General features: G+C 72.9%; 9 protein-coding genes and 1 pseudogene. 4 read left to right on the top strand and 6 right to left on the bottom strand.

Annotation, left to right across the window (positions count from 1 at the left end; all coding sequences use genetic code 11):
- Window positions 1-144 precede the first annotated feature (144 nt).
- From P1P70_RS28380 to P1P70_RS28390, 3 genes are all read right to left on the bottom strand, one after another.
- On the bottom strand, window positions 145-1,509 hold the full coding sequence (locus tag P1P70_RS28380; protein WP_319242646.1) for a phosphomannomutase/phosphoglucomutase: 1,365 nt from the start codon (window positions 1,507-1,509) through the stop codon (window positions 145-147).
- 116 nt (window positions 1,510-1,625) lie between these two features.
- Window positions 1,626-3,242, bottom strand: coding sequence for an L-lactate permease (locus tag P1P70_RS28385; RefSeq protein ID WP_319242658.1), 1,617 nt, complete (start codon window positions 3,240-3,242; stop codon window positions 1,626-1,628).
- Between the two features lie 255 nt (window positions 3,243-3,497).
- The gene (locus tag P1P70_RS28390; RefSeq protein WP_319242648.1) at window positions 3,498-3,920 is read right to left on the bottom strand and encodes a DUF3499 domain-containing protein; all 423 of its coding nucleotides are present in this window, start codon (window positions 3,918-3,920) and stop codon (window positions 3,498-3,500) included.
- Window positions 3,921-4,266: 346 nt separating this feature from the next.
- On the opposite strand from P1P70_RS28390, the gene P1P70_RS28395 reads away from it, so the two are divergent.
- The gene (locus tag P1P70_RS28395) at window positions 4,267-4,722 is read left to right on the top strand and encodes a metallopeptidase family protein (RefSeq protein ID WP_319242660.1); all 456 of its coding nucleotides are present in this window, start codon (window positions 4,267-4,269) and stop codon (window positions 4,720-4,722) included.
- Window positions 4,723-4,912: 190 nt separating this feature from the next.
- Here the strand turns inward: P1P70_RS28395 and P1P70_RS28400 are convergent, their stop codons facing one another.
- From P1P70_RS28400 to P1P70_RS28410, 3 genes are all read right to left on the bottom strand, one after another.
- Entirely contained in the window at window positions 4,913-6,460 is a 1,548-nt protein-coding gene (locus tag P1P70_RS28400; protein WP_319242650.1) for a DUF5719 family protein, read from the bottom strand.
- Window positions 6,457-10,077, bottom strand: a complete 3,621-nt coding sequence (locus P1P70_RS28405; RefSeq protein ID WP_319242652.1) for a glycosyltransferase — start codon at window positions 10,075-10,077, stop codon at window positions 6,457-6,459. The genes P1P70_RS28400 and P1P70_RS28405 overlap by 4 nt, the downstream gene beginning before the upstream one ends.
- A gap of 203 nt (window positions 10,078-10,280) precedes the next feature.
- Window positions 10,281-10,544: a WhiB family transcriptional regulator gene (locus tag P1P70_RS28410; RefSeq protein ID WP_003975777.1), complete on the bottom strand. Its 264-nt coding sequence runs from the start codon at window positions 10,542-10,544 to the stop codon at window positions 10,281-10,283.
- Between the two features lie 633 nt (window positions 10,545-11,177).
- Between P1P70_RS28410 and P1P70_RS28415 the strand changes: the two genes are divergently transcribed.
- From P1P70_RS28415 to P1P70_RS28425, 3 genes and pseudogenes are all read left to right on the top strand, one after another.
- Window positions 11,178-11,711, top strand: coding sequence for a cysteine dioxygenase family protein (locus P1P70_RS28415; RefSeq protein WP_319242654.1), 534 nt, complete (start codon window positions 11,178-11,180; stop codon window positions 11,709-11,711).
- A 106-nt stretch (window positions 11,712-11,817) separates the two neighbouring features.
- Window positions 11,818-12,777, top strand: a complete 960-nt coding sequence (cofD, locus tag P1P70_RS28420) for a 2-phospho-L-lactate transferase (RefSeq protein WP_319242656.1) — start codon at window positions 11,818-11,820, stop codon at window positions 12,775-12,777.
- A pseudogene (locus P1P70_RS28425) lies at window positions 12,774-14,030 on the top strand (coenzyme F420-0:L-glutamate ligase); the annotation flags it as partial. The gene cofD and the pseudogene P1P70_RS28425, both read left to right, overlap by 4 nt.
- Between the last annotated feature and the right edge of the window lie 118 nt (window positions 14,031-14,148).

Here is a 14,148-nt window from a genome sequence, read left to right on the forward strand (position 1 = left end):
GTTCGCGCCCCCGCCGACCCTGCCCTTCCCGTCCCCAGGGGCTGCGCCCCTTCGACCCCCACACGTCCGCCCGGTGGGGGCTGGTCGCGCAGTTCCCCGCGCCCCTGGAAAAAGCAGGGGCTGCGCCCCGTGCTTTTTCAGGGCTCAGGCCCTGATGATCGCCAATACCTCGTCCCTCACCTTCGCCATCGTCGTCTCGTCCCTCGCCTCCGCGTTCAGTCTCAGCAGGGGTTCCGTGTTGGAGGGGCGGACGTTGAACCACCAGTCGGTGGTGGAGACCGTGAGGCCGTCGAGGTCGTCGAGGGTGGTGTCCTCGCGGTCCTCGTAGGCGGAGCGGATCGCGGCCAGGCGGTCCGACTGGTCGGCGACCGTGGAGTTGATCTCGCCGGAGCCGGCGTAGCGGTCGTACTGGGCGAGGAGGCCGGAGAGGGGGCCGTCCTGGCCGCCGAGGGCGGCGAGGACGTGGAGGGCGGCCAGCATGCCCGTGTCGGCGTTCCAGAAGTCCGCGAAGTAGTAGTGGGCCGAGTGCTCACCGCCGAAGATGGCGCCCGACCTCGCCATCTCGGCCTTGATGAAGGAGTGGCCGACACGGGTGCGCACCGGCGTGCCGCCGTTCTCGCGCACCACCTCCGGGACGGACCAGGAGGTGATGAGGTTGTGGATGACCGTGCCCTTGCCGCCGTGCTTGGCGAGTTCGCGGGAGGCGACCAGGGCGGTGATCGCGGAGGGTGAGACGGCGTCGCCCCGCTCGTCGACGACGAAGCACCGGTCGGCGTCGCCGTCGAAGGCGATGCCGAGGTCGGCGCCCTCCTCGCGGACGCGCTTCTGGAGGTCGACGATGTTCGCCGGGTCGAGAGGGTTGGCCTCGTGGTTCGGGAACGTGCCGTCCAGCTCGAAGTACATCGGGACCAGGTCCAGCGGCAGGCCCGCGAAGACGGTGGGGACGGTGTGGCCGCCCATGCCGTTGCCCGAGTCGACGACGACCTTCAGGGGGCGGACGGAGGTCAGGTCGACGAGGCCGCGCAGGTGTGCCGCGTAGTCCTCCAACGTGTCCCGACGGGTGATCGTTCCCGGTGCGGCGGCAGGTGCCGGGGCTCCCGACTCGCTCCAGGCCTCGACCAGCTCGCGGATCTCGGCGAGGCCGGTGTCCTGGCCGACGGGGGCGGCGCCGGCGCGGCACAGCTTGATGCCGTTGTACTGGGCGGGGTTGTGGGAGGCGGTGAACATCGCGCCGGGCAGGTTCAGCGCGCCCGACGCGTAGTAGAGCTGGTCCGTGGAGCAGAGGCCGATCTCGGTGACGTCCACGCCGAGCGCCGCCGCCCCGCGCGCGAAGGCGCGGGACAGGCCGGGCGAGGAGGGCCGCATGTCGTGGCCGATCACGAGGGCGTCCGCGCCGGTCACCTGTGCGAAGGCCGCCCCGAAGAGCTCGGCCAGGGGCTCGTCCCACTGGTCCGGGACCACCCCGCGTACGTCGTACGCCTTCACGATCGTCGACAGATCAGCCGCCACGGCCACACCCTCCTGAAGTCCCCACCGGATCACCCCAAACTACCCGGGCGGACCGACAGCCGACGGCCGGACCTCCGGGTGGCCGCCCGGGACCGCACCGGTCCGGCCGGCGGCCCTCAGGGAAGCATCCATTCCAGTGCGGGCCTGCTCTGCCCCACCACGATCAGACACATCACCAGCAACAGGCCGAGGCTCCACGGCAGCACCTTGCGCAGCAGGTCGCCCTCGCGCCCGGCGAGGCCGACGGCGGCGCAGGCGATGGTGAGGTTCTGCGGGGAGATCATCTTGCCGAGGACCCCGCCGGAGCTGTTGGCGGCGGCGAGCAGTTCCGGCGACAGGCCCGACTCGCGGGCCGCGCTCACCTGGAGGGCGCCGAACAGGGCGTTGGCGGAGGTGTCCGAGCCGGTGACCGCGACGCCGAACCAGCCGAGCACGGGCGAGAGGAAGGCGAGTCCCGCGCCGGCCGCCGCCACGAAGTGGCCGATGGTGGCGGCCTGTCCGGAGAGGTTCATGACGTGGGCGAGGGCGAGCACGGACGTCACGGTGAGGATCGCGAACCGCAGTTCGTGGACCGTCGCCGCCCACTCCCTGACCGCCACGCGCGCGTGGACCCCCAGCACCACGGCCGTGAGGGCACCGGCGAGCAGCACCAGCGTGCCGCCGGTGGACACGATCGGCCAGGTGAAGACGTTGCCGCCCACAGGGTCGCCGTCCGGGCCCGCGACGTCGAGGAAGGGCCAGTCGTACGCCTGCGTCGCCCCGGCCAGCCAGTCCTTCACCACGGGGATCTGGGCGACGGAGAAGATCACGACGATCAGCGCGTAGGGGGCGTAGGCGCGCAGGACTTCGCGGGGCGGGTCCTGCTCGTCGAGGTCCTCGCTGTGTACGCCGGTCAGGACGGCGGCGCGTACGGGTTCGGCGGCGGGCCTGCGAGCCTGCGGTACGGCGACGAGGGCGCCCGCGCCGAGCAGGGCGGCGCCGATGTCGGCGAGTTGCGCGGAGACGTAGTTGGAGGCGGCGAACTGGGCGGCGGCGAAGGCGAGTCCGCACGCGAGGGCGGGCATCCAGGTCTCGCGCAGCCCGCGCCGCCCGTCGACGAGCCAGACCAGGACCAGGGGCACCACCAGGGCGAGCAGCGGTGTCTGGCGGCCGACCACGGACGCGACGGTGTCCAGGGGCAGTTCGGTGACCTGGGCGAGGGTGACGACCGGGGTGCCCATGGCGCCGAAGGCGACGGGCGCGGTGTTGGCGACCAGGGCGACCACGGCGGCCTTCACCGGCTCGAAGCCGAGCGCGACGAGCATGACGGAGCAGATGGCGACCGGCGCGCCGAAACCGGCGAGGGCTTCCAGGAGCGCGCCGAAACAGAACGCGACGACGAGCGCCTGGATGCGCGGGTCGTCCGAGAGCCGTCCGAAAGAGCGGCGCAGGATGTCGAAGTGCCGGGTGTGGACGGTCATTCGGTACACCCAGAGGGCGTTGACGACGATCCACATGATCGGGAAGAGGCCGAAGGCGGCCCCCTGGGCGGCGCTGGAGAGCGTCTGGCCGAGCGGCATGCGGAAGGCTGGCCAGGCGACCAGAACGGCCGTCAGGAGGCCGATCAGGCCTGCCAGATGGGCTTTGAGTCGCACACCCCCGAGCAATACCAGGACGGTGACGAGGGGCAGGGTCGCGACGAGGGCGGACAGGCCGAGTGAACCGGCCACGGGTTCCAGTTGCTGGACGTACACGGGAGCCTCCCCGGATTCCGCGATGCGGAAGCGGTTTCTCACGGCACGGGCACCCGGAATGATCGCGTCCGCACCGACGAGACGTCAACGGGCGCGGGGCGGCGAGCGGAACGGTGCGAACGGAAACAGCCACGACGAGATCGGGGGCGACATGGGCGTCAACGGCCCCTCGCAGGGCTTCACTTCTCTAGGTCCGCGGGGAGTTCGTCCGCCGAAGGGTCCACCCTCGATGGGTCGGCCGCCGGGAGCGCCTACTCAGTTGTCCGGCGAGCGCAGCACCCGGAGATGACCGCGACGGGCGACCTCCACCGGGTCTGCCGTACGGGCGCCGCCACCAGCCTCGGCCGCGCGCTGCTGCGGGCGGGCGGCCTCACGCACGGCGTTGGCGAGCGCCTCCAGGTCGTCACCGCTGGGGCGTGCGGGGGCGGAGGCGTCCAACAGCCGTACGACCTCCCAGCCGCGCGGCGCGGTGAGGCGCTCGGAGTGCTCGGCGCACAGGTCGTAGCAGTGGGGTTCGGCGTAGGTGGCGAGGGGGCCGAGGACCGCGGTCGAGTCGGCGTAGACGTACGTCAGCGTCGCGACGGCGGGGCGGCCGCAAGCGGTGCGCGAACAGCGACGTACAGGGCTCACGACGTTGGACGGTACCGCACTCTTGAGCGGGCCGCGACGACTCTGCACCAGGTCACTCCCCCGTGTCGTGCTGTGAGACGCCCCACACGCCCCTCCGGACCCACTGCGTTGACCTGCGAGTAACCCCGCGTCCGACATGCCGAACAATGCCGAACGTGATCAATTTTCGGTGCAAACCAGGTTAATTAGCGCGAGTTCGCCGGTCTCGTGGAGATACGGAAACGAGCCCAACCTTGGCTGGAATGGTCATCCCGCGACATGCCGTACGGCGCGCCGGGACACCGCCGCACGGCGAGCCGGTTGGACATGCCAGGTCAGCGGTGCCGGGGCGGGGACGCGGCCGGGAGTGTGGAGCCGGGCGGGCGGACCTCGCGGGGACTACGCTTCACAGGTGATGGACGACCTCGTACCGCCCCGCGCCGCCTCCGCACCCGGGCCCCGCCGCCGAGATCGGCACGGCAGGGGGATGCGCGGGCCCATCGCGCCGCCTCAGGTGCCGCTCGCGGCGAGTCGTGCGGACGTGTTCGCGGATCTCGTGCAGGACTCCGTGGAGCGGCTGGAGCGGCGGTGGCCGCAGTTGGCGGACATCGACTTCCTCGTGCTGGAGGTGCCGCGGCTCGACGGGCCGTCGGACGGGGCGTGGAACGACGAGGCGGTGCCGCTCGGGGGGATCGTGGTGGCGCGGGAGGGGCGGCCGGCGCGGGTGGTCGTCTATCGGCGGCCGGTGGAGATTCGTACCAAGGGGCGGGATGAGCGGGCCGCGCTGGTGCATGAGGTCGTGGTGGAGCAGGTGGCCGAGTTGTTGGGGTTGAATCCGGAGACTGTGGATCCCCGGTACGGGGAGGACTGACGAGGGGGGGGCGCCTCGGAGGGTCTTCGCCCCCGCCGCCCCTACCCGTCCCATCCTCAAGGGGCTGCGCCCCTTCGACCCCCAGACGTCCGCCCGGTGGGGGTTCTCGCGCAGTTCCCCGCCCCCCTGAAAAGACGGGGCTTCGCCCCAGCCTTTTCGCGTGCGAGCGACCCCCGCGCAGCCGCGCCCGCTAACGCTGCATGATCGACAGATCCTCGCGGGCCTCCGGAACGGCCACCGTGCTCCGGTCGTTCGGGAGGGTTTGGATCGTGAAGGCGGGGACGCCGTCGAGCTTGGCTTCGAGGGTGCGGGAAGCGTAGACGGGGCCGCCTGACGTGGACTCCACGGTGAGCGCGTAGGCGCCCTTGAGGCCGCTCGGGGCGGGCATCTCCACGTGCTGGGTCGTACCGGCCTTGATCGTGAAGGTCTTCGTCGTGGCCTCACCGCCCCCACTGCCCGCGGACGCGGTGATCTTGACCTTGGCCGCGCCGGTGGGCGCGGTGAGGGCCAGGGTCGTGCCCTTGGCGCGGTTGTCGGCGACCGTGGCGCGCGCGCCGACCGGGCGGGTCGCCGGGATGAACGCCGTCTCCTGGTTCGCGCCCTTGCCCCGGACGACGCGCAGCGCGGCCACCACCGGGACCGAGTCGCCGGTGGGGGTGAGGATGAGCGAGCCGGGCTCGCCGCGCGTGATGTCGCCCAGGTCGGCGGTGGCGGTCATGCCGCCCTTGACATGCAGCGTCTCGTTGCCGGCCGGGGTGATCGGGCCGTTGGGCGAGGCGAGGCGGAGCTTGAGGTCGGCGTCGCTCTCACCGGGGGTGAAGGCGACGAGGGTGACGGAGGTGGCGTCCTTCGGGATGCCGGGCAGGACGAGGCTGCCGGCCGGGTCGGCCGCGGCGGACAGCCAGTCGCCGCCCTGCTTGTCGTCGAGGGCCTGGACCGCTGCGGCGACCCTGCCGCTGCGGACGTTGACGTGGACCGTCAGGTCGGCCTGCTTCGCCGTGGCGAGCGTCGACAGCAGGACCGGCTCGGCGGAACGGGGCTGCACCGTGATGCCGTCGCCCACCGTCGACTTCAGGGCGCCGTCCTTGCCGAAGAGCTCGATGTCGACGACGGCCGCCGAGTCGTCCGGGTTGACGAGGTGGACGTAGTCGGTGCGGCCCGCGGCCGTGCTCGCGCCCGGGAACCAGAACTCCGTGTCGGGGGCGGCGCAGTTGACGCCGAGCAGACCGCGACCGGTGCCGGCGGCGACCTCGGTCGTCTCCTGGACCGTCCAGCCGGGTGCGAACTTCCCCTCGGCCGTGCCGATCAGCGCGGGCGAGTCACCGCCGTCGGTGCTGTCCGCGACAGGCTTGCCGGGCTCCTTGACCTCGAGGACCGGCTTGGCGGCCTTGTTCTTGCCGCTGTCGTCGCCCTTGTCGCCCTCACCGCCCTTGTCGTCCTTGTCGTCCTCACCGCCCGTGCCGGGGGCTGTCGATCCCCCGCCCGCCGCGACGAGCTCCGCGCCGCCCTCGCCGCCGGTGCCCTCGGTGGCAGGGGTGAAGGCGGTGTACGCCGTCTCCGCGACGTCCGAGGTGCTCGGCTGGGGGCAGAGCAGACTCGTGCGCTGCACGGGCAGTTGGGCGGCCGCCTTCGCCGTGGTGTCGCCGCCGGAGGCGTCGGGCGCGGAGAGTGTGGCGAAGCCGGTGACGGCGGCGAGGGCGGTCGCGCCGGCGATCAGGGACAGGGTCTGGCGGTTCACTGCTGGCTCCCGTCGGGGCGCTCGGGGTCGACGCCGGTGCCGTGCGACGGGTCGTACGTCGCGTCGTAGCCCTGGGCGTACGTCTGGTCGTACGAGGCCGTGTTGCCGCCGTAGGTGGCGTACGGGTCGTACTGGGCGCCCTGGTAGGGGTCGGCCTGGTAGTGCTGCTGGTCGTAGGTGCCCGCCGGGTACTGCTGTCCGCCCTGGTAGGCCTGGTCGTAGTGGCCGTACTCGGCGCCCGCCCGGTCCGCGGTCGCCCACTCCCCGTACGTCTGCTGCTGTGCGACGGGGGCCTCCTCCTGCGCGGGGGACGGCAGGCCGGCGTCGGCGGTCTGTTCGGCCTCGGCCTCCGCCTGGGCGCGCAGTCGGCGGGCGCGGCGGCCGTCGCCGGTGACGTCCTGGGCGGGCACGGCGACGGGCTCGTCGGGGAGGTCGTCGTCGACGTCCCGGCGGCGGCCGGGCAGGGCGAGGACCACGAGGACGACGGCGAGCGAGCCCTGGGCCCACAGCCAGCCGGTGTGGGTGAACGGGGCGTCGAAGGTGACGTCCAGCCTGCCGCCGTCGACGGGCAGTTGGAAGCCCTGGGCCCAGCCGTCGACCGTGGTCGGGGTGAGGGACTTGCCGTCGAGGGTGGCCGTCCAGGACTCGTCGGCGGTGTCGGCGAGACGCAGGACCCGGCCGGAGCCGCCGGCCGGAATGGTGGTGTGCACGTCGACGGGGCCCGCGGCGACGGCCTTCGGGTCGCCGGAGGAGGCCTCGATGGTGGCGCGGGCGACCTGGCGGTCCACCCGCCACAGGGCGCTGCCGTCCTGCTGGCTGAGCCTGCTCAGGCCGGGCGTGGCGTCCAGGACACGGCTGACCTCGCGGGGCGAGCCCGGCCGGACCAGGACGTAGCGCACGGCGAAGCCGCCGAGTTCGTCGGTCTGGTCGGCTCCGGAGCCCGCCACGAGGTTGGCGACGACCTTGTCGAGCTGCTCGTTCTCCCCGGCGCCGGCGGTGAGTTCGGCGTCGCCGAGGCGGACGCCGGAACCGCGGACCAGGGTGTAGCCGACCTCGGCGGTGGAGTCGCTGTCGAGGACCAGGGTGCGAGCCTGGTCACGGGTGCCGCTCTCCTCGGCGACGAACGCGGGCACCTGGACGGGGTCGCGGCGCTCCAGGGGGCCGTCGGCGCCGCCGAGCACCCATCCCGCGGCGGCCAGCAGCGGGCCGACGGCGGCGGCGAGCGCGATGAGCACGGCCACCGGCTGGCGCCAGCCGAAGCTCTGCTCGGCCACGCGGTGGCGGGCGCCGTCGGCGCCCAGGGTGGCGGCGGCGAGGAGGGCGAGGCCGTAGACGAGGGTCGCGGGGCCGGCCCAGGTGGAGCCGTTGGAGAGGACCGCGAGGACGAGGGCCACCAGGGCTGCCGTCCAGGCGGTCCGGATGGCCCGCTGCCGTTCCGCACGCAGCAGGGCGGCCAGCGCCGCCAGGACGACACCGATGAGCGTCAGTCCGCCGACCGTGCCGGGTCCACCGGGGCTGATGCCGAGCAGGTCGGTCGCCGAGGCCGTGCCGGAGCCGTACTCCAGGCCGGCCTCCTCGAAGAAGCCGAACGGCAGCAGCGTCAGCGACCAGGGGACGAGGACCAGCAGCGGGGTGCCCAGCTGGGCGAGGAAGCGCGGGCCGTAGGCGGTGATCTCGCGGCGGCGCACCACGAGGAGCCCGAGGCCGAGAAGCAGCGCGATGGGCCACACGATCGGGGTGAACGCGGTGGTGATCGTCAGCAGCAGCGCGTACGCCCAGGTGGCGCGCCAACTGCCGCGCGCCCCCGAGCTGTTCGTGAGCCCGGACGCCGCGGCGCCCGCGCGGGCGGTCAGGGGCAGCAGGATCGCGAGGACCGCGGTGCCCAGGCGCCCGGTCGCGAGCGCGCCGGTGACGGCGGGCAGGAAGGCGTACACGATCGCGGCCCAGGCGCGCAGCAGCCGGGACTGGACCAGGGGGCGGGAGGCGAAGTACGCGGTGAAGCCGGCCAGCGGCACGGAGGCCACGAGGAGCACGGTGACCGCGAGTCCGGTGGAGCCGAACAGCAGCGAGGCGAGCATGGCCACGATGGCCAGGTACGGCGGGGCGGCCTCGGCACCGCCCGCGCCGACCGGGTGCCAGGCGTCCAGGTAGCGCGACCAGAGCTCGGCGGAGTCCGCCGGCGCGGGCAGCAGGGTGCCGCCGGCCAGCGCGCCGCCGCCGAGCAGTTCACGGCAGGCGACGAGCGAGGCGAGCAGCAGGAGGGCGAAGAGCACGGGGCCGGGGGCGCGTGCGATGCGCTTGAGCCGGGCGAACTGCTCGACCTGGAGGAACTCGGCGTCGTCGTCGCCGGGGCCCGACTCGATCGCGCCGCCGTGCCGTCCGGCCGGGGAGGTCTCGGCGTCGGAACGGCCGAACAGATCACCGGCCACCTGTTCGACGGTGGCCCGGACGGTCGCCCCGGGCGGCGGGAACAGCGGTCGCAGCTCGCCCTTGTCCAGCTGCGAGCGGCCTCTTCTGCGCCGCCCCGCGATGATCCGCTCGGGCCGCAGCAGCACGCTCAGCAGGCCCCGGACCTCGTCGACGGCCTGTCCGGGGACCTTGCCGACGAGGTACGCGACGATCCTGAGCAGGGTGCCGAGGACGATGCGCAGCAGCACCCAGGGGAGCAGTGCCGTACGGGAGTTGACGAGGAGGGTGTAGACGGCGCCCGCCTTGTCGACCATGTGCGGCGAGGCGGCGCTGCGGCCCACGCAGTCGACGGTGCGGCGCTCGCGCGCGGAGGCCTCGGCGTGCCGGACGACGGCTTCGGGGGCGACGAGGACGCGGTGTCCGGCGTCGGTGGCGCGCCAGCACAGGTCGACGTCGTCCCGCATGAGGGGCAGTCGGCGGTCGAAGCCGCCCAGCTCCTCGAAGACGTCGCGGCGGATCAGCATGCCGGCGGTGGACACGGCGAGGCTGGGCTTGACGTGGTCGTGCTGTCCCTGGTCCTGCTCGCGGCGGTCCAGGCCGGTCCAGCGGCGGCCGGAGGGGGCGATGGTGACGCCGACCTCCAGGAGCTGACGGCGGTCGTACCAGCCGCGCAGCTTCGGGCCGACGACGGCGACGTCGTCGCGGCCCAGCTCGCGTTCGTTCTCCACGACCCGCAGCAGCTGGGCCAGGGCGTCGGGTTCGGGGGCGCAGTCGTCGTGCAGCAGCCACAGCCACTGGACCGGCTCTCCGTGCGGGAGCTCCGGCATGTCGTACGCGTCGTCGCGCCAGCTGCGGGTGACCGGGTCCCAGCCGCTGGGGCGGCGGAGGTAGGCGAGGTCGTCCTGGGTGAGGACGCCCGCGGTGCGGTTGGCCTCCTCGACGGCCTGGCCGAAGCCGGTACGGCGGGCGAGGTGCAGGACACGGTCCTCGCCGAGGGCGTCGGAGAGGAGCCGCGCGGAGTCGTCCGCGCTGCCGGTGTCGGCCGCCATGGCGCTCTGCACGGGGCGCTCCTGGCCGAGCAGCCCGGCGAGCGCGTCGGGCAGCCAGCGGGCGCCGTCGTGCGCGACGAGGACCGCGGTCACCACGTGACGTGGGAACTCGGGAGTGGCAGCGTCGTGGTGGGCTGCGGTGTGGCTGTGCACGGACATCGAGGTACGGGCCCCGGTTCGATGGACTGCGGTGGACGTCTGTGTCCGGCGGGGACAGCGGGACGTCTCGGACGAGGGCCCACACTAACGGCTGAGCAGCACGGCGGCCCGCCGCCTGTGGACAACCCACGCGCGACGGGCCGGACATGTTCGGTTGTTGCTGTTCGACTGTTCCCGGGACGGGTCGGGTGCTCCGGGACGGGTCAGACGGCGGCCTTCTTGAGGCGGCGGCGCTCGCGCTCCGACAGGCCGCCCCAGATCCCGAACCGCTCGTCGTTCGCGAGGGCGTATTCGAGGCACTCGGAGCGGACCTCGCAGGCGAGGCAGACCTTCTTCGCCTCGCGGGTCGAGCCGCCCTTCTCGGGGAAGAAGGACTCGGGATCGGTCTGGGCGCAGAGCGCGCGCTCCTGCCAGCCGAGTTCCTCGTCCGCGTCGTCGACCAGCAGTTGCTGCACGAGCTCGGTCATGTGCGCCCCTCGTCCGTCTTTCGCGTCCCCGTCGTGCGGCCGTTACCGATATCGGCTGAACGACACGAGTGAAATTACAAGTGTGCTGCTACGGGCGAGTCAAGCCGAGATCTGCTATTGAGCCCCTTATTCACTCTGCGGAACCAAGGCTATGCGGAAAGTGTTCAAATCGGCATAAACCCTGACAGCAGCGCGGCCGCAGAGGGGAGTTCTCACCGGATCACCCTTCCTTACAAGGAAAGACGCCCAGGAGTTCGATCTCGTTCCGGCCCGGTCCGACTCGCTCGTTCCGGGTTGTGCGCCATGTGTCCCCGACTCCGCCGGCACAAACCTTTCGCCGCGCGGATGTACCGAAAGAGGTGAACAGGCATCCACATACCGGACGCGAAGTTGACAGCGGAGGTGTGAACCGCTGTGCTTGTGGGCATGCTCGCGCACTTGGCACTCACCGCGACCCGGACCGCCGGGTCCCACGGTGCTGCCCGCTGCCGCTGTAGCTGTTGCTGTTGCTGTCCCAGCTGTTGAGCCTTCCCCGCTCCGGCTGCCACTGAGCCCGTCCCGGCTCGGCTGCTGTTCCCACACGCGAAACCCAGCCCTTCCCCACGCACTCATCGTCGAGGACCACCTCTCTTCATGAACAGCGACAGCGACCTCCAGATCGCCGGCGACCTTCTCGAAGTACCGCACCTCCTCCAGGCGCCGCGCCAACACCCCGTCACCGTGGCCGAGTTCGCCGGACTGGCCCGCTCCCTCGCCGACGACCGCTCTCTGTGGGAGCACCTCGTCGAGTACGACGCGACCACCCGCTGGTACCACCGGCTGCGGACCGGGCCCGGGTACGAGGTCTGGCTGCTGTCCTGGCTGCCGGGGCAGGGCACCGGGCTGCACGACCACGGGGGCTCCTCCGGCGTACTGACGGTGCTCGACGGCACGCTCACCGAGCGCACCGACCGGGGCACGCGCGTGCTCGGCGCGGGCGCGCTGGGGGTCCCCCCGCTCGAGCGAAGCCGAGAGTGGGGGAGGGTGTTCGCGCCGGGCTACACGCACGAGGTCGTCAACGACACGCTGGAACCGGCCGTCAGCCTGCACGTCTACTACCCCGGCCTGACGGACATGCCGATGCACACGAAGGCCTGCGCAGCGGGGGCGGCGACCGCCGCGGTCTGAGCCGGGCACCGGGCCCCGCCGGCCCGCCGCCCGCCCCGGGATGCGAAACCGGCCGTGATCGCGGCCGGGCGACCCGCTGTCGTACCCGCCTGCGAGACTGAGTGCCATGCGCATTGTGGTTCTGGCAGGCGGCATCGGTGGTGCCCGGTTCCTGCGCGGTCTGAAGCGGGCCGTGCCGGACGCCGACATCACGGTCATCGGCAACACCGGGGACGACATCCACCTCTTCGGGCTGAAGGTCTGCCCGGACCTCGACACGGTGATGTACACCCTCGGCGACGGCATCAACGAGGAGCAGGGCTGGGGCCGGGCCGACGAGACCTTCCACCTCAAGGAGGAGCTCGCGGCGTACGGCGTCGGACCCGAGTGGTTCGGGCTCGGCGACCGGGACTTCGCCACGCACATCGTGCGGACCCAGATGATCAGTGCCGGATATCCGCTGAGCGCCGTCACCGAGGCCCTGTGCGACCGGTGGAAGCCGGGGGTGCGGCTCATCCCGATGACCGACGACCGGGTCGAGACCCATGTCGCCGTCGAGCAGGACGGCGAGCGCAGGGCGATCCACTTCCAGGAGTACTGGGTGCGGCTGCGGGCCTCCGTGCCGGCCGAGGCGATCGTGCCGGTCGGCGCCGAGCAGGCGAAGCCGGCGCCCGGGGTCCTGGAGGCGATCGCCGAGGCGGACGTGATCCTCTTCCCGCCGTCGAACCCCGTCGTCTCCGTCGGCACCATCCTCGCCGTGCCCGGCATCCGGGAGGCGATCGCCGAGGCCGGGGTGCCCGTCGTCGGCCTCTCCCCCATCGTCGGGGACGCGCCCGTGCGCGGGATGGCCGACAAGGTCCTCGCCGCCGTCGGCGTCGAGTCCACGGCCGCCGCCGTCGCCGAGCACTACGGCTCCGGGCTGCTGGACGGCTGGCTCGTCGACACGGTCGACGCGGGCGTCGTCGAGCGGGTCGAGAGCGCCGGGATCCGGTGCCGGGCCGTGCCGCTGATGATGACCGACGTGGACGCGACGGCGGAGATGGCGCGTGCGGCGCTGGCGCTGGCGGAGGAGGTGCGGGGGGCGTGAGCGGTACGCGGGACTCCGTCGGTACGAGGGAGTCACAGGGTGCGCGGGACGTTCGGGGTGCGTCGGGCACGGCTTCGGGTGGGGACGGTCTACCCGGTCCCGCCTACCGGGTCTGGGCGCCGACGGGGATCCCCGAGGTCCAGCAGGGGGACGATCTGGCCAAGCTGATCGCCGCCGCCGAACCGGGACTGGCCGACGGGGACGTGGTGCTCGTCACCTCCAAGATCGTGTCCAAGGCGGAGGGACGGCTGGTCGAGGCGGTCGACCGGGAGGCCGCCATCGACGCCGAGACCGTGCGGGTCGTGGCCCGGCGCGGGCCGCTGCGGATCGTGGAGAACCGGCAGGGGCTCGTCATGGCCGCCGCCGGGGTCGACGCCTCCAACACTCCTCCCGGGACCGTGCTGTTGCTGCCCGAGGACCCCGACACCTCCGCGCGGGCGATCCGGGACGGCCTCAGGGACGCGCTCGGCGTCGAGGTCGGGGTCCTGGTCACCGACACGTTCGGGCGACCCTGGCGCAGTGGGCTGACGGACGTCGCCATCGGTGCGGCCGGTGTGCGGGTCCTCGACGACCTGCGCGGCGGCACCGACGCGCACGGAAATCCGCTCAGCGCGACCGTCGTCGCCACCGCCGACGAGCTGGCCGGCGCCGGTGACCTGGTGAAGGGCAAGGCCGCCGGGCTGCCCGTCGCCGTCGTCCGGGGGCTCGGGCAGGTGGTGGCCGAGGACGCCGGCGAGGGCACCCGGGGGCTCGTACGGGGCGCGGCGGACGACATGTTCCGGCTCGGCACCTCCGAGGCCGTACGACTGGCGGTGACCCAGCGGCGTACGGTCCGGGCGTTCACGGACGAGCCGGTCGACCCCGGGGCGGTGCGGCGGGCCGTGGCCGCGGCCGTGACCGCGCCGGCACCGCACCACACCACGCCGTGGCGGTTCGTGCTGCTGGAGTCCGAGGAGTCGCGGGTGCGGCTGCTCGACGCCATGCGGGACGCGTGGGTCGCGGATCTGCGGCGGGACGGCAAGAGCGAGGAATCCATCGCGAAGCGGGTGCGGCGGGGGGATGTGCTGCGCAACGCGCCGTATCTGGTGGTGCCGTGTCTGGTGATGGACGGGTCGCACGAGTACGGGGACGCGCGGCGGGACGCGGCCGAGCGGGAGATGTTCGTCGTCGCCGCCGGGGCCGGGGTGCAGAACTTCCTGGTCGCGCTGGCCGGGGAGCGGTTGGGGTCGGCGTGGGTGTCGTCGACGATGTTCTCGACTTAGTACGGGTTGACGTACCGGATCCGTTCGCCGGTCGCGGGGTGGACGCGGCCGACCGGGTGGACGGATCCTGTACGTCAACCCGTACTACGTCGAGAACATCGTCGACGTC

It is taken from the genome of Streptomyces sp. MB09-02B (genome assembly GCF_033794485.1).
Lineage (GTDB): Bacteria > Actinomycetota > Actinomycetes > Streptomycetales > Streptomycetaceae > Streptomyces.